The organism is Leptospira mtsangambouensis (genome assembly GCF_004770475.1).
Taxonomy (GTDB): Bacteria; Spirochaetota; Leptospiria; order Leptospirales; family Leptospiraceae; genus Leptospira_A; species Leptospira_A mtsangambouensis.
Genome location: NZ_RQHK01000017.1, coordinates 747,534 through 774,349 on the forward strand (window position 1 = coordinate 747,534; position 26,816 = coordinate 774,349).

Consider the following 26,816-nt stretch of genomic DNA (forward strand, 5'->3'; position numbering starts at 1 on the left):
CGTTAGAAATAAAAAATTACTTTGCCTTTGATTTTTTCGACAGGGACAAGCCCAAACGAACGGGAGTCTGTTGAATATTGTCTGTTGTCACCCAAAAGTAGATAATAACCAGGAGGAATCCTTCCTTGTTTTTCCATAGCAAGAAAAGGTGAGTTGTGACGATTGAGAAATATAGATGTACTCGGTTCGCTTGTGTAGGTCCCTTGCGGAAGATAATTTTCCAATAACTCCGTTGAGTCGATGAGAACTCGTCCAGATTCGATGGAATAAAATTCTCCAGGCAAACCTATCACTCGTTTGACGACAAGTTCATCCTCTTGGCTTACAAATAATACCAAATCCAACTTTTCAATTTTTGGATCTGTATAAAGGAGTGGTGTTCCAAAAAATTTGGCAGAAATGGCAAATCCACCTTTCCAAACAAAAACCACGGACCCATGTTCTAAGGTTGGATACATGGAATTTCCTTGGATGGAATAAATTTGGAATAAAAAGATGCGCACAAATAAGAGGAAACAGAGGAAGAAAAAGATGAGAATGCTGCGACGGGCGTAACGTTTGAATTTGACCCACCAGCGGGGAGAATGTGTTTCTGTTTCCATATCCATCAAAAAACGATAAAAATCATTCGTGCATTTTTCCCCTTTCTCCAGAATGGAAAAGGAACTTTCCGTAAATCTGAAGCCTAGAGAAGTCTATGTCACTTACAAAATATCAATTCCGAGCACAGTTTCGATGCACCAACGAATCTTGTCGCAAAACCTATCCTCTCCACCAAGTGATTTATTCCTGCGAGTCTTGCGGGGAACTTTTGAATGTCGAACATGATATAGACAGCCTCAAACAAGTTTCGGCAAAAGAATGGAAGTCGAAATTTGAAACTCGGTTCCGTTCTAGCCAATTCCCGAATGCTTCGGGAGTTTGGGGGAAAAAGGAATGGGTCCTTCCAGGAATTCAGGACGAAAACATCATCACATCGGGAGAAGGAACCACTCATTTGTATGACGCATCCCGGTTTGCCAAAGATTTGGGACTAAAAAGCCTTCACGTCAAACAATGCGGAGTTTCGCATACCGGCTCTTTTAAAGATTTAGGAATGACGGTTCTTGTAAGCCAGGTCAAACAAATGATTGCGGACGGAGTTCCCATCCAAGCGGTCGCCTGCGCATCCACAGGAGATACCTCAGCAGCCCTTGCATCTTATGCGGCCAAAGCAGGAATTCCTTCTATTATTTTACTTCCAGCTAACAAAGTATCAACGGCACAGCTCATCCAACCCGTTTCGAATGGGGCTCTTGTATTGGCACTCGAAACTGACTTTGATGGTTGTATGGCGGTAGTGAAAGAACTCACCAAAGAAAAATCTATTTATCTTGCAAACTCAATGAATTCACTGCGAATCGAAGGGCAAAAAACCATTTCGATTGAGATCACACAACAGTTAGGTTGGACGGTTCCGGATTGGATTGTGATCCCCGGTGGAAATTTAGGAAATGTTTCGGCTCTTGGAATGGGATTTGAGATGATGTTGGAACTTGGACTCATCAATAAATTACCGAGAATCATTTTAGCCCAAGCAAAAAATGCGAGTCCACTGTATGAATCGTTTAAGAAAGGTTTTGCGGACTTTTCTCCGGTAACAGCTGAAAAAACCTTAGCCTCTGCAATCCAAATCGGAGATCCTGTTTCAGTGAAAAAAGCCATTCGTATTTTAAAGAAATTCAATGGAGTTGTGGAAGTTGCTACGGAAGAAGAATTAGCCAATGCAGCCGCGCGTGGTGATTTGTACGGATTGTATAATGATCCACACACAGGTGTGGCACTTGCAGCACTTTTGAAATCGGTAGAATCAGGTGTGGTGGGGAAAGGTGAGTCGGTGGTTGTGATCTCCACAGCGAATGGACTCAAGTTCACTGAATTCAAACTTGCATTTCATGAAGGGAAAATCCCTAACATAGATGAGAGGCTCAAAAACAGAATCCAAACATGCAAACCGAATCTAAATGGAGTGATGGAAATCTTAGGTAAACAACTGAAGAAATGATAATTCGCTAGACAAATCCCCTACATGTTGGCAAATTTTTTCAGTTTACCGGTATGTCCCAAGAGATCCAACTAACTTCCCAGTTTTGCACCTCTGTGGATCGTGCCGTGGAACTTGGAAAAAAAATCTCCATGATTACTTATGTGATGGGGGATGTCGGTGAGACCAAACTGAAGTACATTCTGTTTCGTATTTTGGGTTCTGTTGGTCGTGAAGACTTGATGGAACTCTTTTATACTGCTGCAAAGGAACTCATTGTCAATTCAACCAAAGCAGCAATCAAACGAATCATCTTCGAAGAACTCAAACTCAACATTCAAAACTTACAAGACTATGAAGAAGGAATGAAACTCTTTAAATCTAGTCTGAATGAAAGAAAGTTTCCCACTTATAAAAAGAAAATGAGGGAATCTGGACTCTTTGTAAAGATCACTTGTATCTACCGAAAGGATAAAATTGATTTAGAAATTAGAAATAATTTCCCATTATTGCCCATTGAGGCCGAACGCGTAAAAGAAAAGTTTATTAATGCGAAAAAGTATGATAATCTATTCGAGTTCTTTATGGAACACGGTGATAGTACGGAAGGAGCGGGAATGGGAATCACGATGGTAGAAATACTGTTGTCTCAGTCTGGTTTTGATCGTCGATTGCTCTCTATATATTCATCAGAAAGGAAAAAGGAAACAGTAGCGCGTGTGGAAGTACATTTAAGTGGATTGCCAAAATCTGCCGATACACATGAACAATTGTTTGTAGAATAATGTCCGAATTAAACTCAAAAGCAGACCAACTCAAACGACAAGCAGACCTTATTGGCCTGACCAGAGAAGCCGTGTTTACGGATGAACAAGCCAAAGAAGTTTTACAAGGTAAAATTACAGATGGTTATCTTGTAAAAGTAAAAATCGACTTGGACAGTTTGAACGGAATGGTTCTCATTCTAGTGTCCTCCATTCGAAAACATATCATGGAACTATATGCCGTTGTAGGAACCTCTCCAACGTTTCGAAGGATTCGAACTTTTGCCGATCACGTACAAATTTCAACCGACTTGGGTGATATTGGAAAAACGGGTGGTTACGATCCTGCAATTTCTGAAAACATTGGTCGTGCCGTTCACCGAGCGTTCACCAAAGAGAAGTTAGAAGAACTGCTACCACTTTGGCAAAAAAAAGATCCTTCTCATATTTCTGAAATTTTGGAAAATCCAATTCTTATGGCAACCAAAGGGAGAAATATAAAACTCCAGGCAGAAGTGGACAAACTATCCACCGCAAAGTTTCGATATGAAAACCCAATGAAGGGTGTGATTTTACCAATTCCAAAACCTGATGATGAAGCCGCAGCTGCTAAAGATGCTTCTATTCCTGGTGTCTCCACCGAACCAGCGAAAGGTGAACTTTCTTCCCTTGAACGCCAGATTGCACAATACAGATCATCTTTTCCTAAAGAATTGAATATGAAGACGGTGATATCTCCTATCAACGGTGTGGAGTTTGATAACTTGGTTGAAGGTATGGAAATTTTATTTCGAGTTCCCACAGAAACACCAGAAGGATTAACCAATGCCCAAATCCTTGGACTCATTGATGAAGAAGGAAAAATTTCGAAGGAACCAGTGGTTGGAAGGTTTTTAGGAATTGCAGGGAGTAAAACAGAATACCATATATTTGCGGAAGGTCCAAACCAATATTTGCTTCATTCTGTGGAGGAACATCCTGTAAAAGTTGCCATTCCAAAACCAGCCGGTATGACCAGTGGAGCTAACAAAGGATCGGCGGCACAAGGTGCTAAGAAAAAAACAGGAAATGCCCCAGCCCAAGATTCAAAGTCTTCTGGGGCCAACTTGTTTATGTTAATGGGGGCTTTTGTAACGATTGTTCTTTTTGGAGTGTTGATTTTTGTGATGGTGATCTTGTAAAAGATCACCCAGCCACAACGATATTGACGAGTTTTCCTTTTACATAGATTTCTTTTTTGATTTCTTTGCCTTCCCAGAATGGTTTTGCTTTTTCCACGGCTTTGGCAAGAGTCAAAACTTCTTTTTCCTCTATGTCACGAGGGGCAAGAAACTCTCCTCGCATCTTTCCATTCACCTGCACTACAATCGTAATATTGGCATCCACCAAATACTTATCATCCCATTTTGGATATGGATGGTAAGCTAGGGATTCTTTATAACCAAGTTTGGCCCAAAGTTCCTCTGCTAAATGAGGTGCAAAAGGGGAGAGTGCGAGAACAAAAGGTTCCAATACTTTTTTTGGTTTTCTTGGATTACTTGTGAACTCATTGATGAAGATCATCATTTGCGATACAGCTGTGTTGAATGAGAAGTGATCGATATCGTCTTTTACTTTTTTGATTGTACGATGAAGGGTTTTGAGTTCTGCTTCGTTTGGTTCGATATCTTCTACAAAGAAGGATTCGTTTTCACCAGAATGAAAGAGTCTCCAAACTCGATTTAAGAATCGAAAGACCCCATCCACTCCGTTTTTACTCCAAGGTTTGGACATCTCAAACGGACCCATAAACATTTCAAAAAGGCGAAGTGTGTCGGCACCAAATTCAGAAACCACATCATCCGGATTGACTACGTTTCCACGCGACTTGGACATTTTCCCTTTGTCTTCTCCAAGAATGAGGCCTTGGTGGACCAATTTTTGGAAAGGTTCTGGAGAAGAAACGTGACCCAAATCAAAAAGAATTTTATGCCAGAATCTAGAGTATAACAAGTGTAGTACGGCATGTTCTGCCCCACCCACATACACTTCGACTGGCATCCAAGCTTTTTCGAGTTCTGGATCAATGAGTTTCTCGTTGTTTCTTGGATCGATATAACGAAGATAATAATAACAAGAGCCTGCCCACTGCGGCATGGTATTGGTTTCTCTTTTTCCCACTTCGCCTGTGACTGGATCAGTATACACAAGCCAATCTTTTGCTAAGGCAAGAGGAGATTCACCAGTTCCCGAAGGTTTGAATTCTTCTAGGTCTGGCAAAACTAAAGGAAGTTCAGAATCAGAAAGAGCTTTCGGAGTTCCATCGGCAAAGTGAACAAGAGGAATGGGTTCACCCCAATACCTTTGTCTGGCAAATAACCAATCTCTGAGTTTGAATTGGATTTTTTTGCGACCAATTCCTTTTCCTTCGGCCCAAGTCGTCATTGTTTGGAAGGCATCTTTGTAAGATTTACCATCTAACTTAACTTCTGCGGAAGAAGAGTTGATACAAACAGAGTCTTTCGAATCAAAAGCAAGGTTTGGTTCCATTTTTCCATCGATGACTTGTTTGATCGGAAGTTGGAACTTCACGGCAAAGTCATAGTCTCTTTGGTCGTGAGCAGGAACGGCCATAATGGCACCAGTTCCATAAGAGATTAAAACATAATCGGAAATATAAATAGGAACTTTTATAGATGGATCCGTAGGCAAACTTGCATAAGATCCTGTAAAAACTCCGGTTTTATCTTTATTCAGTTCAGTTCTTTCCAAATCACTTTTTAAAGAACAATCTTTTTGGTATTTTTCGACTGCTGATTTTTGCTCTGCCGTGGTGAGTTCTTTTACCAAAGGATGTTCTGGAGCAAGGACAAGGTAAGTAGCACCAAAAATGGTATCAGGTCTTGTTGTATAAACGGTGATGTCTTTGGATAAGTGAGGAACAGGGAAACTCAGTTCCAATCCTTCGGATTTTCCAATCCAGTTTCTTTGCATTTCCAAAGTAGAAGTCGGCCATTCACAAAGAGAAAGATCGTTTAATAGGCGTTCGGCGTAAGCTGTGATGCGCATCATGTATTGGCGCATGGGTTTTCTTTCCACAGAATACCCTTTGGAGGTCCATTCTTCCACTTCTTCATTGGCAAGAACGGTTCCAAGTGCCTCACACCAGTTGACAGGGATATTGGCTTCATACACCAATCGGAAGTGAGATAGAATGTCTTCTTTTTCTTTGCGGGACTTTGATTTCCAATCAGAAGCAGAAAACTGCACTCCTTTCGGGAGTTCTTTTCCTTCAAAAAAACTAGATCCTTCTCTTTCGAAGGTTTGGATCAGTTCAACAATGGGGACGGCTTTGTTTAACTTTCTGTCAAAGTAGGAATTGTAGATTTGCAAGAAAATCCACTGGGTCCAACGGTAATAGTCGGGATGAGTGGTGGAGATTTCTCTTTCCCAGTCATACGAAAGCCCAAGGCTTTTGATTTGGCGGCGGAAAGTATCAATATTGTTCTTTGTAGTGGTGCGAGGGTGGACACCAGTCGTCATCGCATATCGTTCTGCGGGTAGACCAAAGGCGTCCCAACCCATCGGATGGAGGACTTCAAATCCTTCCATTCGTTTGAGTCTAGAAATGATGTCGGTGGCTGTGTATCCCTCAGGGTGGCCTACGTGAAGGCCAGCACCACTTGGGTAGGGAAACATGTCTAAACAATAGTATTTAGGTTTGGTTGAGTGTGCGTTTGTGCGAAAGGTCTGGTGGTCGTCCCAGTGTTTTTGCCATTTTTGTTCAATATCTTGGAATGGATAATTCATCGACTAACGTAGAGAAAGTGTAGTAATTCTACTTTCTCACGGAGTCGATGATTTTTACAAGCTTTTTGAAACTCTTGGACAGACAAACTTTACAGAGATTGTATTGATAAAGGTTCGTGACGGATCCACATTCCGCACAAGGTTTAAGATTGTTGATTTTCACATTCATAAAGTCTGCAGTATTTATCTTTGTATTGCATTCGAGCATTCTATATTTACCTGTATGAGTCCGCTTATCGACAGTGCTGTTCATAACTTCCCAAAATTCCTAAAAATAGGGGTCGGGGAAACACTACGATGAAGTTACTTTATATGAAACCCGCCCTTTGGGGTCAAAAAAAATTAGGATGTACGCTCAAAAAGATAAGTAAAAATTTGTCAGAATTTTTTCGAATCGGTGCAATATAGTTGGAACGAAAATGAAAATTAAAAAAATTATAACTGTTACGGAAAAAATTAAAAAATCGTTGTTAGGCGGTATTTTTTCTGATAAATGCCCGTTATTAGTCATGTCTTATGTGTTAGGCGATAAAATCTTTGGGGGAAAAACCTAGTGTTGGAATTTAAAAATGTGTTCAAATCATTTCACAATGAATCGGAAACGATTGATGTGTTGAAAAATATTTCATTTCGCATTGAAACGGGTGAATTTGTAGCGATTATAGGCCCATCAGGATCTGGTAAATCAACTCTTCTTGGTGTAGCGGCCGGTCTAGATAAACCAGATACAGGGGTTGTGGCACTAGATGGAACCGATCTCACAAAGGAAAATGAATCAAATCTTGCTGATTTACGTGCAGACAAAATTGGTTTTATCTTTCAAAACTTCCAATTACTCCCTGGTCTCAATGCCATTGAGAATGTAGGGATTCCGTTGTACTTAAAATCTTCACTGACTGAAGCAGAGATTTTAAAAAAATCAGAAAAAATTTTAGAATCAGTTGCTATGTCTCACAGAGCGACACATTTCCCAAAACAGTTGTCAGGTGGTGAAGAACAAAGAATTGCCATTGCAAGAAGTTTTGTAAACGATCCAAAAGTAATTTTTGCAGATGAACCAACTGCCAATTTAGATTTTAAAAATAGTAAAACTGTTTTAGATCTTTTGCTATATAGAAACAAAGAACAAGGAACCACTCTTGTTGTGGTCACTCATGATCCCGATGTGGCAAAGCTGGCAGACCGTGTTTTGGAGATGAAAGATGGGGAAATTATTTCGGATTCTCGCAATAAAAATAATTCAAAGAAGAGTTCTTCCCAAAAATTGATCGCAAAAAAGACCACCAAACAAAAGAAAACGACAGGCCTTGTTAAGAAGGTTAGTAGATGAAAGTTTCCCTTTTTCGTTTTTACTTAAAACGTGAGCTTTTCTCTCGGTTTCGGTATTCTTTACTCATTGTTGTGTCTATCACCCTTGGTGTGGGTTCTGTAATTGGAATCCATTCCTACAAAGACAATACGGCAAATGCCATTAAAAAAGAGGCAAAATCGATAATGGGGGCCGATATCGCCCTGCAATCCCCCCAAGAAATCACAAAAACAGCAGAAAAATTGGTCGAAACAAGCCTACCCAAGGGCTCAGAAACCAGTGCTTCCATCCAGTTTTTATCCATGATTTCCAATGAATCGGGGGAAGAAAACTCCCTTAGTTTCATCAAAGCGGTCGAAACCAATTACCCTTTCTATGGGGAAATGAAAACCGAACCGGAATCAGCGTATCGCAATTTAAAACCAAACCAAGTTCTACTCGATAAATCTCTCGTGGAAAATCTCAAGCTGAAACTGGGGGACCGTGTTCGTTTGGGTGATAGTTTACTCGTGTTAGCTGGTGTTGTGGTAAAAGAACCGGGTGCTGTGGGTTCCTTTGTGGGATCGGCTCCAGGTTCTATCATTTTGAGAGATACGGCAAACAGGACAGGGCTTGTCCAACGAGGAAGTCGCATTCGTTATACCATTTATGCAAAATTTCCGGAAACTGTTGATAGTTTGGGTTGGAAGGACAAAGAGTTTGAAGCTCTCATCAAAGAAGATTTAACCATCTATCACAATACAGAAGTCAATTCGGGATCCCAACAGTTTATCAAAAACACTTTTGATTATATGGCACTCCTAGCTCTTGCGGGCTTTTTTTTAGGAGCCATTTCTGTTTATACAGCCGTTCGCACTCGGTTACTCGAAAAACGAAATGAAATTGCGATCTTAATGTGTCTTGGTGCCAAACCGAATGTAATTTTACTTTTGGTTTTTGCTGAAATATTCATTTTATCAATACTAGGAACCACTCTTGGTCTTGTCCTTGGGTATGGGATCCAATCGGTATTACCTGATATCAGTGGTCTGATGTCAGTAGAAACTGGCATTGCCTTTGGCCTTTCTTTTTCTTCTCTTTTATGGAGTATGGTGCTTGGTGTGGTGTTACCACTTCTTATCTCTATTCCCCTTGTATTAGAAACAAGATCTGTCAAACCTTTGGCAGCATTAAAAGAAGTGGAATCACAAACCAGTGGAAAACTTTCCACATCCAAATGGCAATTTGGATCTTTCCTTTTGATTTATCTTTTGTTTACCAGTCTTGCCGTGCTCGAAACAGAAAGTATCTTTAAAGGAATTTTGTTTACATTGGTTTTATTAACCTTACCTATTCTTGTGTACGGATTGTACATTTTGTTTGGGCTACTCATCACAAAAATTTCTAAATTGGGATGGTTATCCAAAGAATGGAGCCTTGTGACAAAAAAAGTCACTCGTAAATCGGGAGCTTTACGGCTTTCCATCATTGGACTTGGATCGGCACTCTTCATCCTCACCTTATCACTCATCTTACAAGAGAGTTTACTCGAACTGAGTGGGGCCCGCGAGATCGAACGTAGACCCAATATGTTTCTATTGGACATCCGAGAAACTCAGAAAGATGATCTTCTAACGGCCATTAAAATCTTTCCTGTAGAAAAACAATATTTGGCTCCTGTGATTGGAGCAAGACTTTCCAAAGTGAATGGGGAACCCATCAAAAAAGAAGATACCATCAAAAACGCAATGGATCGCAACTGGCGGGCTACTGCAAGAACCCGGGAATATTTTTTATCTTACCGGGATGATTTGTATGATACCGAAGAGGTGACCAAAGGATCGTGGTGGGACGAATCGGGGCGCAATGAAATCTCCGTAGAACGAGATTTTGCTGGGTATTTGCAGGCGGGAGTGGGGGATGAACTTACTTTCAATGTCCAAGGCCGTGAAGTTTCGGGAAAAATTTCTAACCTTCGTTCAGTGAACTGGGCCGATATGAAACCAAACTTTGTGGTTCTATTTTCCAAAGGGATTTTGGAGAAGGCTCCTCGGTTTTATATCGTTTCCTTACTCATTGATTCTAGTGAAAACAGATACCAATTGCAGAAGGTCATAGTGAACCGATTTCCCAATATCACCGTGATTGATACGGAAAAAACAATCCAAGCCTTTATGGGAATTTTGGAAAAGGTGACACAGATGATGGCTCTTATGACTGCTTTTATCTTAGCAGCATCCTTTGTTCTCGTATTTACAACCTTATATGCGAGCCAATCGGAAAGAAAACGGGAATTTGCTTTGTTACGAGTGATTGGTGCGAACAGCCGCTTTATGGTAAAACATTTTCTACGAGAAGCATTGCTGGTTTCTATAATTTCCTTTCTACTGGGACTTGTTTATTCCATTGTTTCCAACGAGGTTTTAAACCGTTCGGTATTACAACTAAGAAGTGTCTATCCTTACGGACAATTGGTGTTTGTGTTTTTAGGAATTTGTTTTGTTACGGTGAGTTTGTATACGTTAGGACTATTTAGTTTCTTTCGCATGCCAACGAAGACGGTTCTTAAGGAAATTAAATAAAGAGAAGATTCGGTGTATGAATCAGATCTTATTTGTATGAGTTCTTTTGTAATACAAAGATGAGAATTTAAATTAAGAAAGTTATTTCTATCTCGTTAAAAACAAAAAAGCCCGGTTTGTTTGCCGGGCTTTCTCATTGAAAGAGATGTTTTCGGGATTATTGTGCTACCGAAATAACCTCATCTCGGTTGATTACGTTAACAATATGTTTGTATTCAGGAGAATCTTTTCCATATTTTAACTCAGTGGCACGTAATAAGTGAACGTTCTTTTTGTAACGATACTTGAAGAGCATATCATCTGGACCTTTTGTCTTTTTGATCATGTTTTCTTCGAAGCTATATGCGCTAGCAAGATACTTGTGAGCAGGATATTCTTTCTCGTTATCATCAATTTCGATGTAAAGTTCAAGAATTGGGATGGTTTGAGGAAGATTTTGTAGGTCATACTCAGCCATTACCCAAGAACGATAAACATCAGAAAGAAGTCTTTTGAACTCAGGTCTTTCTCTTAAATCAGGGTTTTTAATTTCGTCAAGGTGATTGATCGCTTTAGAGAAGTAGTTGAGCGCATCTTGTTTCGCTTTCATTTTTTCACGGTAAACAATACGTTCTTCTCTAGATTTACGATCTACTTTTTGCCAGTACCATTTTTCATCTAAGCGTTTCTTTTCCGCTTCTTCTTTGCGGAATTGTTCTACCCAATCTCTATTTTTCATAATGGTGTTAACACCGGATTGGTAGTTGGAAAGAGCCAATCGGAATTGGTTGTTTGCGAAAGTTTTAGAAAGTTGGTGTAACTCTTGGAAAGTTTTGTTATACCCTTTAAAATCAGGATTCTTCCAAAGAGATTCCTGTTCCATAATTTCTTTCTTTCTCTTTTTTTGGTCTTCGGTAAGTTCCGCATCGTCATTCTCAGGAACGAGTTCGCCTTTGAGAAGTTCGTCGACTTGGTCTTTAGCCGCTTGGCTATCTTGAGCGTTCGCAGGCTGAGTTTGTGCGAAAAGCACACTGAAGCCGGACACCAGTTGGAGAATAAGGAGATACTTAATAATCTTCATAGTCGTGTGACCCTTTTGTCTCTTTCAATATTTTGAAGGAATAGGTTTATCTATTTCTTCAATGAAAGTATCGGAATGGCAAGAGTCAATAATAACGAATTAATGAGGAAAAAAACCTAATCATGAACTTTTTCTTCCGATTCTCTTTGATTTAAAGGGACATAAGTCCTGAAACACCTAAAAAATCTCATTCCTTGACAGCTTAGAGAATTCGAGAAGATTGCTCCTTGGAGATGAATTTATCCGAAATTACTGCCATCCGGGACGGAAATCCACAGTGCAAAACCTGTGGTGGGGTCGGAATTACCTTAGCCGAACATGTTCGCGGCTCTCGTTCTGGTGCCCTAGTCCTTTGCCATTGTATCGGTAGCGACTGTAACACTTGTGAGTCGAAGGGGCAGGCCCCTTTTATGACTTTTGACAGGAAGTTGGACAAAATGCTCCCTTGTGTTTGCCATAATGCAAGGTTTTCCCTTCGCAACCTAGAGAATTTAGTCGAAAAGGCCAACGTTCCCGCGAGGTATCGTTTCCAATTTTTGTCCAACATCGACATTGGAGATACCGCAAACGACCCTGATATGTCCTTTATCATTGCTCATGACTGGGCCAATGAACTTGTTCATAAGTTTAAGAACCCTGATTTTTCCCCACAAGGATTTTACCTTTGGGGTGGGACTGGATCTGGGAAAACCTTACTCGCCTGCGTCATTTTGAATGAACTGATCTTTCGTTATGGGATTACATGTAAGTATGCTAAGGTGAATAAAGACTTTTTATCTGCCATTCGCGATACTTACCAATCCGATAGCGAAACTCATGGGCAAGAACGTTCCATTGAAAAGGAATTTGCAAACGTGGATGTCCTCGTGATTGATGATTTTGGAGTCCAAAAAGAATCAGAATTCAACAATCGAAAGTTATACGATCTCATTGATAGTCGTTATGAACAAGAAAAACTGACCCTTCTTACTTCGAACCATTCACTCATCGAATGGAGAGACCGAGGCCAAGGCCGCATTTATTCCCGTCTTATGGAAATGACAAAGGAGATTGAACTTAAGTGTCCGGATTACCGCACTAAGTTTGTAAAGAGGTAAGATTATGAAATATTCCAATATTGCCTTTTTGTCTCTGGGTTCCAACATCGGTGACAGACACCATTTTATGGACCAGGCAATTTGGGAAATTTCAACCTTACCAGAAGTTCAAATTTTAAAACAATCCGAACGATTGGAAACTGCCCCACTCGAAAACACAAACCAACCTTACTTTCTCAATCAAATTTTGAAGGTGATGGTTTCTTCTGCTTTTACTCTACCATGTTTGTTGGATTCTCTCCAAGCCATTGAAGATAAATTGGGGAGGAAACGTAGGTCTTGGAAAGGCCCAAGAGAAATTGATATCGATATCCTAACTTACGAAGCAGTCGTGATGAAAACAGATTTTTTACACCTGCCTCACCATTCGCTTTATTCAAGACCATTCATAAAACAACTGTTAACCGATATGGGAGAAATCGGAGTGTATGCACTCTTTTTGGAACTAAACCATGAAAAACATTATTCTACAGTATAAAAAAAAATACGATGCGGGAGAACCAATCTCTGTCATCACCTGCTACGATTATACCTTTGCGACTCTATTCAACCGAACGGAAGTAGATTGTATCCTTGTCGGAGATTCTCTGGGAATGGTGATCCAAGGAAACCAGTCTACACTTCCTGTGACTTTAGATGAAATCATCTATCATACAAAGGCAGTTTGTAAAGGCGCTCCCGACAAAACCATTGTTGCCGACTTACCATTTTTATCTTACCAAACATCGATCGAAGAAGGAATTCGTTCTGCAGGACGTGTCTTAAAAGAGACAAATGCATCTTGTGTGAAACTAGAAGGGGATTCTGAATTTATCATCGAACTGACAAAAAGAATGACGGAATCAGGAATTCCTGTTTTTGCCCATTTAGGTCTCACACCACAATCGGTCCATACCCTCGGAGGACACCGTGTCCAAGGAAAAACCGAAGCTGCCCGCTCCAAAATGGTTCGTAAAGCTAGAGAACTAGCCGAAGCAGGCGCCTTTGCTTTGTTACTCGAGATGGTTCCTGAATCTCTCGGAAAAGAAATCACGGAATCCATTCGCATTCCTACCATTGGGATTGGAGCCGGTAAATACACATCAGGCCAAGTACTTGTGATGCAGGATTTACTCGGCCTCAATGAAGACTTTCATCCTAAGTTTTTAAAGAAGTTTGGGAATCTTGCGGGGTCTGTAAAGGATGCGGTGAATTTATACCACCGCGAAGTTTCGAAACGTGAGTATCCTTCGGAAGCCCACGCGTTTTTAGATACGTAAACTTTATTTTCTCTTTCTAGCGGCTTCTGCCAATCTTTCTAACATCGGAACTGTTGTTTCCCAAGAGACACAAGCATCTGTGATGGACTGGCCATAGGTCAGAGGTTTCGCATCAATGGACTGGTTTCCTTCTTTGAGATGGCTTTCAATCATCACACCTAAGATATGTTTGCTGCCTTTGGCAAATTGTTCTGCTACAACATCAATCACTGCTGGTTGTTTGCGAAAATCCTTTTGGCTATTGCCATGAGAACAATCGACCATGACTTTCGGAGGAAGGCCGGCTTTTTCAATTTGTGCACCCACTTCATTGACTGACGCCTCATCAAAGTTAGGTCCTTTGTTTCCACCGCGTAAAATCACGTGAGTGTCTTTGTTCCCGGCTGTGCGAAAGATGGCACTACTTCCTTGGTTAGTGACTGATAAAAAATGATGGCTGGAACTTGCGGAACGAATGGCATCCACTGCGATTTGTACATTGCCATCAGTACCATTTTTGAAACCAATCGGTGCCGAAAGACCAGATGCTAGTTCCCGGTGGACTTGGCTTTCTGTGGTTCTTGCACCAATGGCACCCCATGCCACTAAGTCAGCAATGTACTGGGGAGAGATGACATCTAAAAATTCGGTTCCGCAGGGGATTCCCATGTTATTAAGATCTAACAGAAGTTTACGAGCTAGTTGGAGTCCTTTGTTGATATGAAACGATCCATCTAAATCGGGATCATTGATGAGTCCTTTCCAACCGACAGTGGTTCTCGGTTTTTCAAAATACACTCTCATTACAATGAGGAGTTCATTTTTGAACTCTTCAATTTTTGGTTTGAGTTTGGATGCATATTCCATTACGGCACCAATGTCGTGGACAGAACATGGACCAACGACAACTAACATACGCTTGTTGTCTTTTCCGTGGATGATATCGGAAATTTCACTTCTAGTACGGAGAACTACATCGGAAGCTGCATCCGTTAATGGAAGTTCTTCCATGATGACCGAAGGTGGGATAAGACTATGTTGTTCTAAAATTCTTAAATTGGCTGTAGGTTTCATAATTAATACTTTTGCATAGAAGGATCGACTAAATCGGAATAGGCTAAGGTTCCTCCGGCTACGTTTTTATAGGACTTAAATCCTGCTTGGGCTAAAATTCCACATGCCATTCCAGACCTTCCACCAGAACGACAGTACACTAAAATTTCTTTATCGATTTGGTTTTTGATTTCCTCAATTCTCGCAGCGAGTTCGCTCACGGGGATGAGTTTGTCTGTGCCAGGAACCAGAGCAATTTGTTGTTCATTTGGGTTTCTTACATCCAATACAAAAAAATCATCTTTTCCTTCTGCACGTGCATCCAGACGTTTTTTAAAACTAACTACATCGATTTCCGGTACCATTATGTGACTCCGCCCATTTCCTCTAGTTCTATCGTTACATCCTCCCAACGTTTCGTGAGGAGGCTTATCTCTCTTTTAATATCGTTATAAGTGTCCATTTCCAACTGAAAACTTCTGTTTTTAAAGAACTCTGGATCCTGTAAAAGTTCCTCTTTGTCCTTTTTATTTTTTTCCAGTCTCTCTATTTGGACTTCCAAATCTGAAATTTCTTTCTCTAATTTTTTTCGTTTGTTTTTACTGGCTTGCGGATTGGCCTTTTTTTCTTCAAATTTAGATTTGCCAGAAGTATTTTGGGCCGGAGATTCCGTTTCATCTTCCTTATGGAACTTGAGGTAATCATCAAAACTACAATTTAGATTTTGTAAGACACCTCCGGAAAGTTGGAAGGTGCGGTTACAGAGTCCCTTCATAAAGTCGGGATCGTGGCTGATGATAAGGAGGCTTCCTGGAAAATCAATGAGGGCCCTTTTGACCGCTTCCCGGATCACAATGTCCAAGTGGTTTGTGGGTTCATCCAAAAATAGGCAATTGGTCGGATGGTTCACAAGAAGGGCCAACCGAAGTCTACTCTGTTCTCCACCTGATAAGTGTTTTACGGATTTAAAAACTCCATCCCCTGGAAAGGCAAAATGTCCGAGTAGGGTTCTTGCTCTTTCTTCACTGAGTTCTGGGTATTTTTTGATTACGGTTTCAACGAGGTTCAGGCTTTCGTCCAAGTCTTCCCCGTGAGTTTGGGAAAAGTATCCAAGTTTGGTTTTAGGTCCATAATAGAGAGATCCAGAATCCAACTTATGCCTTTCTAAAAGACAACGCATGAGTGTTGATTTTCCGGCCCCATTCGGGCCAACGAGTGCTACTTTATCGCCTGCGGAAATTTCGATTTCGGCATTTTCAAAAATCGTTTTTTTCACACCTGTGTTTTTATCAGGATAAGAAAAAGAAGCATGTTCCAATCGAAGGATGATATTACTCGAAGGAACAAATTGGAATTGGTAGTCTGGTTTTTGGTTCCAAAAAGATTCTTCTGGATTTTCTAGTTTGTCTCTTTTTTCCAATCGTTTGATGACCGATTGGACTTGCCTAGCTTTCGTCGCTTGGGCACGAAATCGTTCCACCCATTCCATTCGGCTCTTTAGATAGGTTTCTTCTTTTTCGAATTGGGCTCTTAGTTGTTCTTGGATTTCATTTTTGGCTTCAAAAAATTCTTCCAAACTTCCTTGGAATTCAAAAGTTCCATGAGGATTGATTTCAATGATGGTATCAACCGTTTGGTTTAAAAATTCAGGATCGTGAGTCACGAGAACAAAGGCCTGGTTCTGTGAGACAAGAAAGTCAGCTAACCAAGATTTGGTTTTGTCATCCAAATGGTTTGTCGGCTCATCGAGAAGTAATAAATTATGTGGGTTGAGTAGAGCTATGGCTAGACCAATGCGGTGGTGGTAACCCGGAGAAAATTCTTTGGTTTTTCGAATGAAGTCGGCCGTTGAAAATCCAAGGCCAGAAAGAATTTTTTTTGCGCGAGCTTCGAGACCGTGTAAGTCGTGTAAGTGGGCAAATTCTTCTAAATCACTTTGTTCATGAAGGAGTTCCTCAAAAGCCGGGTCTTCATGATCAATCGTTTCGAATTTGGATTCTATGATTTTTCGTTTTCCATCATACTCGGCATAGAGTTTGTTTTCATCAAGGACAGTGTCGATGACAGAAGTCTCGGGACTAAATTCGGGAATCTGTTGGAAAAGGGAAAGGACGGTATTTTTGGAGCGAATGACTTCCCCAGATTCGGGTTTCATCTTTCCGGCCGCCATTTGGAAAAGAGTGGTTTTGCCCGAACCGTTGGGCCCGACGATGGCAACCCGGCAACCAGGTTTGATATGCCAGCTAAAACCCTCAAAGAGAACCTTGGGGCCGAAGTGTTGGTGGATTTGGATGAATTGGATCAAAGCGCTTTGGGAAAACCCGCCGATGAGGCGGGGGATTTAGGAGGGACTAACCTTATTTTTTGGCTAGAAGTTCCTCTTTTCTTTCGCGAAGGTGTTTCACATAAAGGCTAGATTCGCCATTCATGGTTTCGACAGACTTTTTGATGGCCGCATCAATTTCGGCTACAGTCATTTTCGCGATTTTTTTGTTCTTCTTTTCTTTTTCTTCTGACATGGAAGTTTTCCCCTTTTAGGTACGTCACTGAGATTCTTCCAGGGTTTCCTCACGAATCGAGACTGCAAGAAAAATAAGACAAAAATACTGACAAGTTGCAAACTGGCCGGATGAAACGACTCCGACGATTTTTCAGTGAAGTGTACTTGTACGATGTCCATGGTCTGGCTTCGGAACTTTCGTTTACTTTCCTCCTCACTCTCTTTCCCCTTTTGGTAGTTTTTGTGACTCTTCTTGGGCTTTTGCAAGATCCAAGGACTATCAATTTGATGACAGACCAAATGGGAAAATTTTTACCAGCCCCTATTTTCCAACCCATAGACAAAAGTGTGGAAAACCTAACGAGAGTTAAAAGCTATAATGTAATCGCACTTAGCATTGCGATTTCCTTTTTTTCGAGTTTAACGATTTTTGGAACTATATCCAAAGCCCTTCGGTTTATCTCTCGGGATGAGACTAAGGTTGGTTTTATCGCCTCTCAGTGGATCAACTTTCGTTTGCTTGTGATCTCTCTTGTTCTACTAGTTTTGTATTTTTATTTAACTTATGGAATGGTGCAAACAGAACGGTTTATATTTCAAAAGTTTCGATTTGGATTTTTTCGAACAAATCCTTATCTTTCGGTCTCTCTGATCATTTTGCCATATTGCATTGGGCTTTTTACATTCTATTATGCTTATATTACCAAAGCAAAAACCACTTTAAAAGAGAATTTACCGGGTGCCATTTTTGCTTCCTTACTCGTTTTAACAATGAGTTTTGGATTTCAGTTTTATTTAAAAATGAAAAACGTAGGTGTAAATTATTCCTTAGCTTATGATTTGATTTCTAAAATGGTAGTTTTGATGTTGTATACATATATCAACTCAACGTTTTTTATTTGGGGATTTTTATGGAACCAAGTCCTTGCGGATGATCGTAACAAGAAGTCTCAATCCAAAAGATAATCTGGTTCTAAAATCCTTGGGCAAAAAGAAATGATGATTCCGAAGTAGTGGCGCGCGAGAGAAAAAAAGAGCCACTCCCCACCAGAAGAAAGGATATCATCCGCATCTAGATCGGTGTATCCTTTTTTGTGAAACAATTGGTCCAAACTCCAATTCTCTTCTCCAGGAATCACTTGGACTTTGAGATGGGCATAAAATTTATTTTCTAGACTATGATAACGAAATACCAATGCTCTTCCACCTAACGGATTTCTGATGGTGAAGGTAAGCCATGTGGGGAAATCATTTTCTGGTTCTGAACTCAAGTGGTAGAGTTCCCAACCTTCATCTTTGGCATTTCCAAAAAACTCTTGAAAGCTGGATGTAAAAGCAGATTGGTATTCGGCAGTGATCCCCATTTCTTTTTTGATAGAAATAGAACCCTGGTTTTAAGGCAAATTTTATCTCGTTTTTTCTACGAAAGATTTAAAATGTTTTTTTGAAAAAGAAAAACAAATTCCGGTTTCCCTATGAAGGAGTTCCATTAGGATGGGGACCTGAGGTTTTCAACATGATCGAAACCATCAATATCAATTGGCCAAGCGGTGCCATCGATCCCGTCATCCATTGCCCTGCTTGCGGAAGTCTTGTTCTTAGTCCATTGGAAGAAGAAGGGCCCGGTTGCCACCACATTCAGTTTATCATCGATAGCGAATCTGGCGAATTCAACTACATCACAGAACCTTTTGATGAAATTTTAAAAGAATTTCGTAAACCCGATGTAGAAGAATTTGATGAGTGGGATGCTACAGAATTGTTTTTAGAAGAAGCAGAATCCAATACATTTTATGTAATGAATTTAATTTTACCAAGTAATGTTTCCATAGAAGATGATCCTGTTTGTTTGCGCATTGGATTTGAATTATTTTTTAGTGAAGACCAAGAAGAATTGTACGAAGAATTAGAAAGAAGACACGATGAGGAAGGGTTACATGACCACAGCCAGAACTAAAATTTTTAAATTTGGATTTTTTATCTCAATATTTTTTATATTCACCAATTGTTTGATCAGCTATAAAGATCATCCCAAAATTCTTCCTTTGCCTGCAGAAGAAAAATCGAACGATGCCAACTTTGTTTATGCTCTGCCAACATTTCCCCAAATGAATTTAGGGGGAAGAGAAGCTTTAAAAAACTATTTTCAAAACAAAACTCGTTTTAAAAACACAGTGGAAGGAGTGGATGTTCCTAAATCTGGTTTTTTAGTGAATGTAAAGGTTAACTACCGTTCACCGTCTCCAGAAGCCACAGTATTTCTTGGAATTTCCACTTTGACTGCAACACTCCTTCCTGCTTGGTCCACACAAGATGGATATGATGTACAATACCTTCTTTACAAAGATGGAAAAAAAGTGGGAACCTATGAGTATCATATCTTTCGAAATTATGCGCAGTGGCTTCTCTTCATCCCGATTTCATGGTACAATTTTGAAACGGCAACAGAACGAGAAGTGTTCGAAAGAACCACTCTGAAATTTTTTGAGGATGCAAAGGAACATTTCTAATACCATTGGATTTTAACTTTCAAATATACAATGATTTTGTCTGGGGTTTTTGGCCCGGAATCATTGTTGTTTTTGGAGTTGGGTTCTTTGTTGGATACTTAGCTTCCTTTTTAGGACTTGGGGGTGGATTTATTTACACTCCCTTCTTCCATAGTTTTTTTCACCTCACTGCCGTTCAGGCAGTTGCCGTTTCTCTCGCACAGATGCCTGTATCCTCTCTTTCTGGGCTATTCGTATACTACCAAAACAATAAAATTCGTTGGAAACAGGGCCTACTTTTACTTTGTACATCGATTCCTTCGGCTCAGTATACTGCCTATAAATTTGGAAGGTTTGAAGATACAGAACTCGGCAAACAGTTGTACTATGGGGTTCCATTGTCAGAGTTTATTTATCTCATTGTATTTACATTTTTTTTAGGAATCTTAGCAATTTACAATTTGATCACGGCTCTGAAGAGGAGAAAAAAATACTATCAGTCTCTAGAGGTTCAGTCACAAACATTCAATCCTGTGCCATCTTCTAGTTCTTTTTCTTCTGGTACAAAATCAAATCTAGATACAAATCTTACCAAAAATAATTCGACTAACAAAAGTGATGCTGATTCTTTTTTCTATTCACCAAAATCGATTTTGATTGTTCTATTTACTGGGATTTTTTTTGGTTTGTTTTCCTCTTTATTTGGGATTGGAGGTGGTTTTCTTGCAGTTCCTTTATTTGTGTATTACTTTCGTATGAGTCCTGTAGAAGCCGTGGCCACTTCTTTTCTCGGAATTTTTCTCACATCTTTTGGAACAAGTCTTATGTTCTTTTTCCAAGGGAAATTACATTTGGAACTTGCTCTCATTGGAAGTTTCGGTGGGATTTTTGGGGCAAGGATTGGTTCTTTAAAAGCTGTGAATGCAAAACCATATAGCATTCTTCTTGTTACTGCTATCTTTCAATTTTTGGTAGTGGTATGGTATGTGCTGGGAAAACTTCCCAAATTCTAATTGCCATTTTTTGTTTCCAAATTTAGAATTCGTCTAAGTCATATAACGGCGTTATGAAATTAGAATTTCCCGAAGACCAACTAGTGACAACGAAGGAAGGAAAAGTTCCCAAATTATACAGTTGTGCAGAGTGCCGCAACGGTGCTGGATTGGATTTTTCATTTACAATGGCGTTCCAACCCATTGTTGATTGGAACAAAAAAACCATCTATTCCCATGAAGCTCTTGTCCGTGGAACCAAAGGGGAGTCTGCCTATTCCATTCTTTCCAAAGTAAATTCCAACAACAGGTACCAGTTTGATCAATCGTGCCGGATCAAGGCGATCCAACTTGCAAGTCAGATTCGTATTCCTTCTTATTTGAATATTAACTTTTTGCCAAATGCGGTTTACCAACCGGAGACTTGTATTCGTGCAACTCTTGAAGCTAGTAAAGAGTATCGGTTTCCTTTGGATCGATTGGTATTTGAGTTAACGGAAGGAGAAGAAGTTCAGGATCATGATCATATCATTAATATTTTTAAAACTTACCAACAATATGGATTTTTGACTGCGATTGATGATTTCGGTTCGGGATACTCTGGACTCAATTTACTCGCCAAATTCCAACCTGATTTGATTAAGTTAGATATGGAACTCATCCGAAACATTCATCTGAATTCTGTGGCTCAAAAATTAACAAAAGCCATTGCGAATGTTTGTCAGGAAATAGGAATTGCAGTGATTGCTGAAGGTGTAGAGACAAATGAGGAATTAAAAGTTTTGGTGGATATGGGAATCTCTTTCTACCAAGGATATTTGTTTTCCAAACCAGCATTTGAATCTGCTGGTGAAGTGATCTTTCCCACTCTTTAAATTAGAAAACTACTCAATTCTCTTCTTGGAGAATCAAATTCATAAGAACTCCTTCCCATCCTTGCGATTAGTTGGATTTGTTCTTTTGGTTTTAAGCCAAGGATCGTTTTCAGTTGTTTGGTGAACTCGCGACTTTCTGGGTAATCTTCGACTGCTTGGTTCATGGTGTGAAAGGCAATTCCTCTGACTGCACAAGCCAAGGTGAAACGCATAAAATCCCTACCTGTTTCCAACCAACTTCGTTCCTCATCAGAACTTTCTGTGACGAATAAAACAAGAGCCTTAGAAGAATACACTTGTTTTTGGAACATTTGGATTCCTGCTTCTTTGGATGATGTGGAATGCCATGTTTCTTTTGATAAATCCACAAAGAAGGTTTTGGCAAACCAAAGTTTGATTCCTGAAAGTCCATTCCCTTCTAAAGTGAGCCCATCTCGTTTTGTATAAATATCTTCTTTCGAAACACGAAACCATTTCCGATTCAGTTCGTTGGATTCCGTACGATTGGTTTCCATAGTAAAAGCTGCATCTAGAATGGGTAAGATAGATTCTAATTGTTTTGGGTCATTCACAAAGAGGAGTTTATGTTTAGTCGGGCCCATTAACATTTGTAAGTCATTCATTTCTTCTTTTGTAATGATATCTCCAGAATAAACGGAACGGTTCATTCTTCGATTGGGGACACCAGCAAATAAAAAATCATGAACACATTTTGTTTTTGGGAAAATTTCGAATTTTGCAACTGGCAAATTAGAAAAGGTTTTTGGTCCAGGTTTTCCTTTGGGGAAGTATGAGATTTTTGTATCAAACATTAGTTTATCGGCTGTTAAATGAGCAAGTTCCAGAAAACAACCATGTGTATGGAAAAATTGCCGATTGAGGGAATCGATTTCTGGAAGTTGTTTTTCTTTGTCACCAAAAAGTAAAAATTCAGAATCGGACACCCTCCTAATTTTCCAAGGTTGGGAATTGTGGGAATTCGGGGCTAGGAGAGCTGTTATAAGGATTTGGTCCAGTGGTTTGGTAAACCCTAAAGATTCTGCAAATCCTAAGGGATCCTTTCTGTGAAAATTCGAATCGTTTCCACTGTATGCATATAAGTTTTTTTGCAGTGTAGAGAGCGAAACCAAGGCACCGGTGGCAAAACTATTCATTAGAAAACTTTTTCTTGTGAGCTTCATTATTTTTCCGTTTATGGTTCTAGACCTTAATTGAATAGGAGTCTAACATAAAATGTCAACCAACTCTGAACCTTTTTCTATTGATATCGTGTCCGATGTAGCTTGTCCCTGGTGTTATGTAGGAAAAAAGAAACTGGAGTTGGCACTCCAAACAGTCGGCGATCAAATTCTCCCCCAGGTTCGATGGAGACCATTCCAACTTTCTCCAGAAATTCCAGAAGAAGGAATCGATTACAAAGAGCACCTAACACAAAAATTTGGTAGTTTGGATCGATTGGATGGAGCTTGGCAACGGTTGACAGATATCGGAAAATCGGTTGGAATACCTTTTCGATTTGAAGACATACCCAAAGCTACGAACACATTGGTCTTACATGCTCTTGTAGCTGGACTTTCTACTTTAGAAGAACAAGCAAAACTTGTGGATCTGTTTTTTTCTGCTAACTTTACCGAGGGAAAAGATCTCACCGACAAAGAAACCATTTGGAAAGTAGCAGAACCTTTGTACAAAGATCGTGATAAGTTTGATGCCATTTTTTCAGATCCAGAACTCAAAGAAAACATACGACAAGAAATTTTATATTACCATCAAAATGGAATTAGCGGTGTTCCTTATTTTATAATTGGTGGAAAGTATGCAGTGAGTGGGGCACAAGATCCCTCTGTATTTGTGGAAGTGATTGAGACTGTTTTAAAAGAACGCAAATCAGAAAAACAAAGTCAATAAATTTCGTTTCACCTTGACCCAACATTCAATATTTTTAGATTGATTCTAAACGTACTATATTTATGAAAAAAATCATACATTTCTTCGTCTATAAACCATTAGTTGCCAATTTGGTTTTTATCTTTTTGTTCCTTGCGGGAATGATCTCTGTCCTTTCTATGAAACGAGAAGCATTCCCTCGGGTGAATTTTCGCCAGGTGCGAGTTCTGACTGTCTATCCTGGTGCAAGCCCAGTGGATGTGGAAAAAAAAGTAACCATTCCCATTGAAGAAAAGTTACGTGAAGTAGAAGGTTTGGATTCTGTTCGTTCTATTTCTCGTAACTCCGAATCAGATATCAGTATCAAAATTGATTTAGAACATGCAAATCCAGATGGTGTTGTGAATGACATCAGGCGCGCAGTAGATCGTGTCACCAATTTACCAACACAGGTAAAAGATCGTCCCATCGTCACTGAACAAAAAAGTTCCAACTTCCCCGTATTAGAGTTAGCCATTCATGGCGCTATGGATGAAATGGAACTTCAAGAAATGGGTCGATTCATCGAAGATGAAATGCGAAAAGTTTCTGGTGTTTCTCGTGTGGATGCATTTGGTAAACGAAAAGAAGAATGGCGCATTCGTGTTGATCCAGAATTAAAGAAAAGGTATACACTTGGTTTTTCCGATATCATCAATGCAATTTCGAAACGTAATATCAGTGTTCCAGCTGGATCTTTTTTACGACCCATCACCCAAGACATCCGAGTAACCGGTGAAATTAACGAAATCAACGATATAAAAAATATTCCGGTTCGTTCCAATGAAACAGGAAATACAATTCTTTTATCACAAGTTGCGAATGTAAAAGATACTTATGAAAGACCACGTGTGATCGCCGTTGTCAATGGAGAACCAGCTTACGTTCTTCAGATCATTAAAAAAGACAGCGCGGATATCATTCGTACGGTGCAAGCGGTTCAAGAACGAATTGATGAATTAAAGAAACAACTTCCAGCTAACATTCAGTTTACGGAATTGAATAATGAAGGGGCGCGTGCCATCAAACGTTTGGATGTGGTGATTACCAATTCATTGCAAGGTTTGTTTTTGGTTGTGGTGGTTCTCATTCTCTTTTTTAGTTTTAAAGATTCACTGCTCACAAGTCTTTCTTTGCCACTAACCTTATTTGCAACAACCATAGCATTCCCTATTTTTGATGTATCCTTCAACTTAGTTTCTATGCTCGGGATCATCATTTCTTTGGGGATGCTTGTAGATAATAGTATCATCATTTCCGAAAATATTTACAAACATAGATCTAGAAAAATCGATTCGAGAGAAGCTGCGGTTCTTGGTGCGAGTGAATTGTTTGTTCCTATCATTGGTTCTTATCTCACCACTGTTGCTGCATTTTTGCCAATGGCTTTTATGTCCGGAATTATGGGTAAATTCATTTGGCAGATTCCATTTATGGTGATTGTTGCTTTGACTTTATCCTTGTTTGAATCCTTTTTGTTACTTCCCGTTCGGTATGCTCAGTTCACATCTCATGAAATAAAAAAACGTTCGAAACATAGAGAAAAATTTCGTTCTGTTCTAGAAAACGGATTTGAGTCTTTAAAATCTGGATTTACAAATTTTATTACCAAGGTGGTGAACCGCCCTTTCCTAGCACTTGGATCCATTCTCATTGTTTTTTTATCTTCCTGTGGACTTGTCGGACTCATGAACTTCAATTTATTTCCTAAGGAAGGAATTGATTATGTTATGGTTCGTGCAGAATTTCCACCTGACTTCTCTGCTCAAGAAACCACCAAACAGTTGCAATATTTCCAACCAATTTTGAACAAAATTCCAAAAGAAGAAGTTCAAAGTATCATTTTAAAAATTGGAATCCAACAAACAGATCCAACCGATCCACTCACTCGGATTGGGGAACAACTTGGAATGGCACAGATCATTCTTGTTCCAGAAACAGAACGAAAACGAACAGCACAAGAAATCTTTGGTGAACTAGAACCTGATCTAAAAAAACTTCCAGGTGCAGTTTCTGTGATGGTGGATTTAGTAGTTAATGGTCCTCCTATCGGTGCTGCGGTCACGGTTGCGATTGAAGGTCGTGACTATAAAATTTTAAAACAAATTTCAAATGAAATGCAAAGTTTTTTAAAGAAACAAGAAGGTGTCATCAATATCAATGATGATTACAAACCTGGTAGAGAAGAAATTCAGATTCGAATGAAAGATACTGCTTCTGCCATTACCGGAATTGATACGGAAATTACTGCTTATTATGTTCGAACTGCGATGGAAGGATTAGAAGCATCTAACTTACGTAAAGGTAAAGATGAAGTAAAAATTGTCATTCAAAACGATGATAAATTCCGGGATGGAATGGAAGATTTGGATTCCATTCAAATTTCGAATAAATTTGGTCTCCTAACGCCCATTACTGCGGTCACTACAAAAACCACCGTTCAAGGGATCGAGGCTTTGTACCATAACGATTATGAAAAAGCAATTACTGTCCTTGCAGATGTAAACGAAGCGATCACTAGTTCTTCGATAGTAAATGGTAAAATCGTGGATGAGTTTGGAAATATTGGTAAAAAGTATCCCGGTTATAAAATTAAGTTTAGAGGAGAACAAGAAGAAACTGCCAAGTCGATGGTGTCACTTCTCACCGCTGGTGTTCTTGCCTTCTTTGGAATTTTCGCTATCCTTGCGATCATCTTCAATAGCATTAAAAAACCAATTCTCATCTTACTTTCCATTCCATTAGGTTTTGTGGGAGTGGTGTTTGGATTTTTAATTTCAGGAAAGGCTTTAAGTTTTCTTGCAATGATAGGTATCATTGGTCTTGCAGGGGTGATTGTGAACGCATCCATCGTTCTTGTGGATACCATCCAAGAATTCCAAGCAAAAGGTCATGGGTTGTATGAATCTCTCATCACTGCATCTTCTGAAAGATTTCGTCCGATTTTGGTGACAACACTCACAACGATGGCCGGAATGATTCCCACAGCGTATGCCATTGGTGGTTCGGATCCACTTCTCATACCAATGACACTTTCATTGGCCTGGGGACTTGGATTTGGAACTTTTGGATCCCTTATCTTTATCCCCGCTAGTTTTTCCGCTTATTACAAATTAAAAAAACGAAAATAAGAATTCGTT

The 26,816-nt window shown here is 39.7% G+C and carries 25 protein-coding genes; 16 read left to right on the top strand and 9 right to left on the bottom strand.

Going from position 1 to position 26,816, the window contains the following annotated elements; translation table 11 throughout:
* Positions 1–2: 2 nt before the first annotated feature.
* Complete coding sequence (lepB, locus tag EHR01_RS16025) at positions 3–602, bottom strand: signal peptidase I (protein ID WP_238836568.1); 600 nt, start codon at positions 600–602, stop codon at positions 3–5.
* 95 nt (positions 603–697) lie between these two features.
* Between lepB and thrC the strand changes: the two genes are divergently transcribed.
* From thrC to EHR01_RS16040, 3 genes are read left to right on the top strand one after another with little or no spacing between them, the layout of a single operon-like run.
* Complete coding sequence (gene thrC, locus EHR01_RS16030) at positions 698–2,044, top strand: threonine synthase (RefSeq protein ID WP_135696132.1); 1,347 nt, start codon at positions 698–700, stop codon at positions 2,042–2,044.
* Positions 2,045–2,097: 53 nt separating this feature from the next.
* The gene (locus tag EHR01_RS16035) at positions 2,098–2,808 is read left to right on the top strand and encodes a hypothetical protein (protein ID WP_135696134.1); all 711 of its coding nucleotides are present in this window, start codon (positions 2,098–2,100) and stop codon (positions 2,806–2,808) included.
* Complete coding sequence (locus tag EHR01_RS16040; RefSeq protein ID WP_135696137.1) at positions 2,808–3,968, top strand: LIC10486 family protein; 1,161 nt, start codon at positions 2,808–2,810, stop codon at positions 3,966–3,968. The genes EHR01_RS16035 and EHR01_RS16040 overlap by 1 nt, the downstream gene beginning before the upstream one ends.
* Positions 3,969–3,972: 4 nt before the next feature.
* Here the strand turns inward: EHR01_RS16040 and leuS are convergent, their stop codons facing one another.
* The gene (leuS, locus tag EHR01_RS16045; RefSeq protein ID WP_135696139.1) at positions 3,973–6,576 is read right to left on the bottom strand and encodes a leucine--tRNA ligase; all 2,604 of its coding nucleotides are present in this window, start codon (positions 6,574–6,576) and stop codon (positions 3,973–3,975) included.
* A 419-nt stretch (positions 6,577–6,995) separates the two neighbouring features.
* Between leuS and EHR01_RS19400 the strand changes: the two genes are divergently transcribed.
* The 3 genes from EHR01_RS19400 to EHR01_RS16060 are packed head-to-tail and all read left to right on the top strand — an operon-like array spanning position 6,996 to position 10,446.
* Complete coding sequence (locus EHR01_RS19400; RefSeq protein ID WP_269155326.1) at positions 6,996–7,130, top strand: hypothetical protein; 135 nt, start codon at positions 6,996–6,998, stop codon at positions 7,128–7,130.
* Positions 7,130–7,906 (top strand): ABC transporter ATP-binding protein, encoded by a 777-nt coding sequence (locus EHR01_RS16055; RefSeq protein ID WP_135696141.1) that lies wholly within the window; start codon positions 7,130–7,132, stop codon positions 7,904–7,906. Before EHR01_RS19400 ends, EHR01_RS16055 begins: the two co-directional genes overlap by 1 nt.
* Positions 7,903–10,446 (top strand): ABC transporter permease, encoded by a 2,544-nt coding sequence (locus tag EHR01_RS16060; RefSeq protein WP_135696142.1) that lies wholly within the window; start codon positions 7,903–7,905, stop codon positions 10,444–10,446. Before EHR01_RS16055 ends, EHR01_RS16060 begins: the two co-directional genes overlap by 4 nt.
* Positions 10,447–10,603: 157 nt before the next feature.
* Here the strand turns inward: EHR01_RS16060 and fcpA are convergent, their stop codons facing one another.
* A complete protein-coding gene (fcpA, locus tag EHR01_RS16065) occupies positions 10,604–11,506 on the bottom strand; it encodes a flagellar coiling protein FcpA (RefSeq protein ID WP_135696143.1) in 903 nt (300 codons plus the stop codon).
* Positions 11,507–11,739: 233 nt separating this feature from the next.
* Between fcpA and EHR01_RS16070 the strand changes: the two genes are divergently transcribed.
* The 3 genes from EHR01_RS16070 to panB are packed head-to-tail and all read left to right on the top strand — an operon-like array spanning position 11,740 to position 13,862.
* Entirely contained in the window at positions 11,740–12,603 is an 864-nt protein-coding gene (locus EHR01_RS16070; RefSeq protein WP_167482956.1) for an ATP-binding protein, read from the top strand.
* A gap of 4 nt (positions 12,604–12,607) precedes the next feature.
* Complete coding sequence (folK, locus tag EHR01_RS16075; protein ID WP_020776805.1) at positions 12,608–13,081, top strand: 2-amino-4-hydroxy-6-hydroxymethyldihydropteridine diphosphokinase; 474 nt, start codon at positions 12,608–12,610, stop codon at positions 13,079–13,081.
* On the top strand, positions 13,056–13,862 hold the full coding sequence (gene panB / locus EHR01_RS16080; protein ID WP_135696147.1) for a 3-methyl-2-oxobutanoate hydroxymethyltransferase: 807 nt from the start codon (positions 13,056–13,058) through the stop codon (positions 13,860–13,862). Before folK ends, panB begins: the two co-directional genes overlap by 26 nt.
* 3 nt (positions 13,863–13,865) lie before the next feature.
* On the opposite strand, the gene EHR01_RS16085 is transcribed toward panB, so the two are convergent.
* From EHR01_RS16085 to EHR01_RS19235, 4 genes are read right to left on the bottom strand one after another with little or no spacing between them, the layout of a single operon-like run.
* Complete coding sequence (locus EHR01_RS16085; protein WP_135696149.1) at positions 13,866–14,915, bottom strand: 3-deoxy-7-phosphoheptulonate synthase; 1,050 nt, start codon at positions 14,913–14,915, stop codon at positions 13,866–13,868.
* 2 nt (positions 14,916–14,917) lie between these two features.
* On the bottom strand, positions 14,918–15,259 hold the full coding sequence (locus EHR01_RS16090) for a rhodanese-like domain-containing protein (protein ID WP_020776119.1): 342 nt from the start codon (positions 15,257–15,259) through the stop codon (positions 14,918–14,920).
* On the bottom strand, positions 15,259–17,199 hold the full coding sequence (locus EHR01_RS16095; RefSeq protein WP_135696151.1) for an ABC-F family ATP-binding cassette domain-containing protein: 1,941 nt from the start codon (positions 17,197–17,199) through the stop codon (positions 15,259–15,261). The genes EHR01_RS16090 and EHR01_RS16095 overlap by 1 nt, the downstream gene beginning before the upstream one ends.
* Before the next feature lie 52 nt (positions 17,200–17,251).
* Positions 17,252–17,413 carry a hypothetical protein gene (locus EHR01_RS19235; protein WP_004786402.1) on the bottom strand — a complete coding sequence of 54 codons (162 nt, stop codon included), beginning with the start codon at positions 17,411–17,413 and terminating at the stop codon, positions 17,252–17,254.
* 110 nt (positions 17,414–17,523) lie between these two features.
* Between EHR01_RS19235 and EHR01_RS16100 the strand changes: the two genes are divergently transcribed.
* Complete coding sequence (locus EHR01_RS16100) at positions 17,524–18,360, top strand: YihY/virulence factor BrkB family protein (protein WP_135696153.1); 837 nt, start codon at positions 17,524–17,526, stop codon at positions 18,358–18,360.
* On the opposite strand, the gene EHR01_RS16105 is transcribed toward EHR01_RS16100, so the two are convergent.
* A complete protein-coding gene (locus tag EHR01_RS16105; protein ID WP_135696155.1) occupies positions 18,345–18,758 on the bottom strand; it encodes a hypothetical protein in 414 nt (137 codons plus the stop codon). The genes EHR01_RS16100 and EHR01_RS16105 overlap by 16 nt on opposite strands.
* Positions 18,759–18,910: 152 nt before the next feature.
* On the opposite strand from EHR01_RS16105, the gene EHR01_RS16110 reads away from it, so the two are divergent.
* The 4 genes from EHR01_RS16110 to EHR01_RS16125 are packed head-to-tail and all read left to right on the top strand — an operon-like array spanning position 18,911 to position 21,750.
* A complete protein-coding gene (locus tag EHR01_RS16110) occupies positions 18,911–19,351 on the top strand; it encodes a hypothetical protein (protein ID WP_135696156.1) in 441 nt (146 codons plus the stop codon).
* Entirely contained in the window at positions 19,332–19,904 is a 573-nt protein-coding gene (locus EHR01_RS16115; protein WP_135696158.1) for an LIC12231 family lipoprotein, read from the top strand. Before EHR01_RS16110 ends, EHR01_RS16115 begins: the two co-directional genes overlap by 20 nt.
* A 5-nt stretch (positions 19,905–19,909) precedes the next feature.
* Positions 19,910–20,896, top strand: coding sequence for a sulfite exporter TauE/SafE family protein (locus EHR01_RS16120; protein WP_135696160.1), 987 nt, complete (start codon positions 19,910–19,912; stop codon positions 20,894–20,896).
* Between the two features lie 53 nt (positions 20,897–20,949).
* Positions 20,950–21,750, top strand: a complete 801-nt coding sequence (locus EHR01_RS16125; protein WP_208721800.1) for an EAL domain-containing protein — start codon at positions 20,950–20,952, stop codon at positions 21,748–21,750.
* Here EHR01_RS16125 and EHR01_RS16130 read toward each other — a convergent pair.
* Positions 21,747–22,931 carry an Acg family FMN-binding oxidoreductase gene (locus EHR01_RS16130; RefSeq protein WP_135696161.1) on the bottom strand — a complete coding sequence of 395 codons (1,185 nt, stop codon included), beginning with the start codon at positions 22,929–22,931 and terminating at the stop codon, positions 21,747–21,749. The two genes, EHR01_RS16125 and EHR01_RS16130, sit on opposite strands and share 4 nt — an antisense overlap.
* 52 nt (positions 22,932–22,983) lie before the next feature.
* Between EHR01_RS16130 and EHR01_RS16135 the strand changes: the two genes are divergently transcribed.
* Both EHR01_RS16135 and EHR01_RS16140 read left to right on the top strand, forming a co-directional pair.
* The gene (locus tag EHR01_RS16135) at positions 22,984–23,658 is read left to right on the top strand and encodes a DsbA family oxidoreductase (protein ID WP_135696163.1); all 675 of its coding nucleotides are present in this window, start codon (positions 22,984–22,986) and stop codon (positions 23,656–23,658) included.
* A gap of 62 nt (positions 23,659–23,720) precedes the next feature.
* Positions 23,721–26,807 (top strand): efflux RND transporter permease subunit, encoded by a 3,087-nt coding sequence (locus tag EHR01_RS16140; protein ID WP_135696165.1) that lies wholly within the window; start codon positions 23,721–23,723, stop codon positions 26,805–26,807.
* The last annotated feature ends 9 nt before the right edge of the window (positions 26,808–26,816 follow it).

What these genes read in the sequence shown, in the direction of transcription:
- lepB (WP_238836568.1), bottom strand. Translation starts at nt 602, where the DNA reads ATGGAAACAGAAACACATTCTCCCCGCTGGTGGGTCAAATTCAAACGT.
- thrC (WP_135696132.1), top strand. Translation starts at nt 698, where the DNA reads ATGTCACTTACAAAATATCAATTCCGAGCACAGTTTCGATGCACCAAC.
- EHR01_RS16035 (WP_135696134.1), top strand. Translation starts at nt 2,098, where the DNA reads ATGTCCCAAGAGATCCAACTAACTTCCCAGTTTTGCACCTCTGTGGAT.
- EHR01_RS16040 (WP_135696137.1), top strand. Translation starts at nt 2,808, where the DNA reads ATGTCCGAATTAAACTCAAAAGCAGACCAACTCAAACGACAAGCAGAC.
- leuS (WP_135696139.1), bottom strand. Translation starts at nt 6,576, where the DNA reads ATGAATTATCCATTCCAAGATATTGAACAAAAATGGCAAAAACACTGG.
- EHR01_RS19400 (WP_269155326.1), top strand. Translation starts at nt 6,996, where the DNA reads ATGAAAATTAAAAAAATTATAACTGTTACGGAAAAAATTAAAAAATCG.
- EHR01_RS16060 (WP_135696142.1), top strand. Translation starts at nt 7,903, where the DNA reads ATGAAAGTTTCCCTTTTTCGTTTTTACTTAAAACGTGAGCTTTTCTCT.
- fcpA (WP_135696143.1), bottom strand. Translation starts at nt 11,506, where the DNA reads ATGAAGATTATTAAGTATCTCCTTATTCTCCAACTGGTGTCCGGCTTC.
- EHR01_RS16070 (WP_167482956.1), top strand. Translation starts at nt 11,740, where the DNA reads ATGAATTTATCCGAAATTACTGCCATCCGGGACGGAAATCCACAGTGC.
- folK (WP_020776805.1), top strand. Translation starts at nt 12,608, where the DNA reads ATGAAATATTCCAATATTGCCTTTTTGTCTCTGGGTTCCAACATCGGT.
- panB (WP_135696147.1), top strand. Translation starts at nt 13,056, where the DNA reads ATGAAAAACATTATTCTACAGTATAAAAAAAAATACGATGCGGGAGAA.
- EHR01_RS16085 (WP_135696149.1), bottom strand. Translation starts at nt 14,915, where the DNA reads ATGAAACCTACAGCCAATTTAAGAATTTTAGAACAACATAGTCTTATC.
- EHR01_RS16090 (WP_020776119.1), bottom strand. Translation starts at nt 15,259, where the DNA reads ATGGTACCGGAAATCGATGTAGTTAGTTTTAAAAAACGTCTGGATGCA.
- EHR01_RS19235 (WP_004786402.1), bottom strand. Translation starts at nt 17,413, where the DNA reads ATGTCAGAAGAAAAAGAAAAGAAGAACAAAAAAATCGCGAAAATGACT.
- EHR01_RS16100 (WP_135696153.1), top strand. Translation starts at nt 17,524, where the DNA reads ATGAAACGACTCCGACGATTTTTCAGTGAAGTGTACTTGTACGATGTC.
- EHR01_RS16105 (WP_135696155.1), bottom strand. Translation starts at nt 18,758, where the DNA reads ATGGGGATCACTGCCGAATACCAATCTGCTTTTACATCCAGCTTTCAA.
- EHR01_RS16110 (WP_135696156.1), top strand. Translation starts at nt 18,911, where the DNA reads ATGATCGAAACCATCAATATCAATTGGCCAAGCGGTGCCATCGATCCC.
- EHR01_RS16115 (WP_135696158.1), top strand. Translation starts at nt 19,332, where the DNA reads ATGACCACAGCCAGAACTAAAATTTTTAAATTTGGATTTTTTATCTCA.
- EHR01_RS16125 (WP_208721800.1), top strand. Translation starts at nt 20,950, where the DNA reads ATGAAATTAGAATTTCCCGAAGACCAACTAGTGACAACGAAGGAAGGA.
- EHR01_RS16130 (WP_135696161.1), bottom strand. Translation starts at nt 22,931, where the DNA reads ATGAAGCTCACAAGAAAAAGTTTTCTAATGAATAGTTTTGCCACCGGT.
- EHR01_RS16135 (WP_135696163.1), top strand. Translation starts at nt 22,984, where the DNA reads ATGTCAACCAACTCTGAACCTTTTTCTATTGATATCGTGTCCGATGTA.
- EHR01_RS16140 (WP_135696165.1), top strand. Translation starts at nt 23,721, where the DNA reads ATGAAAAAAATCATACATTTCTTCGTCTATAAACCATTAGTTGCCAAT.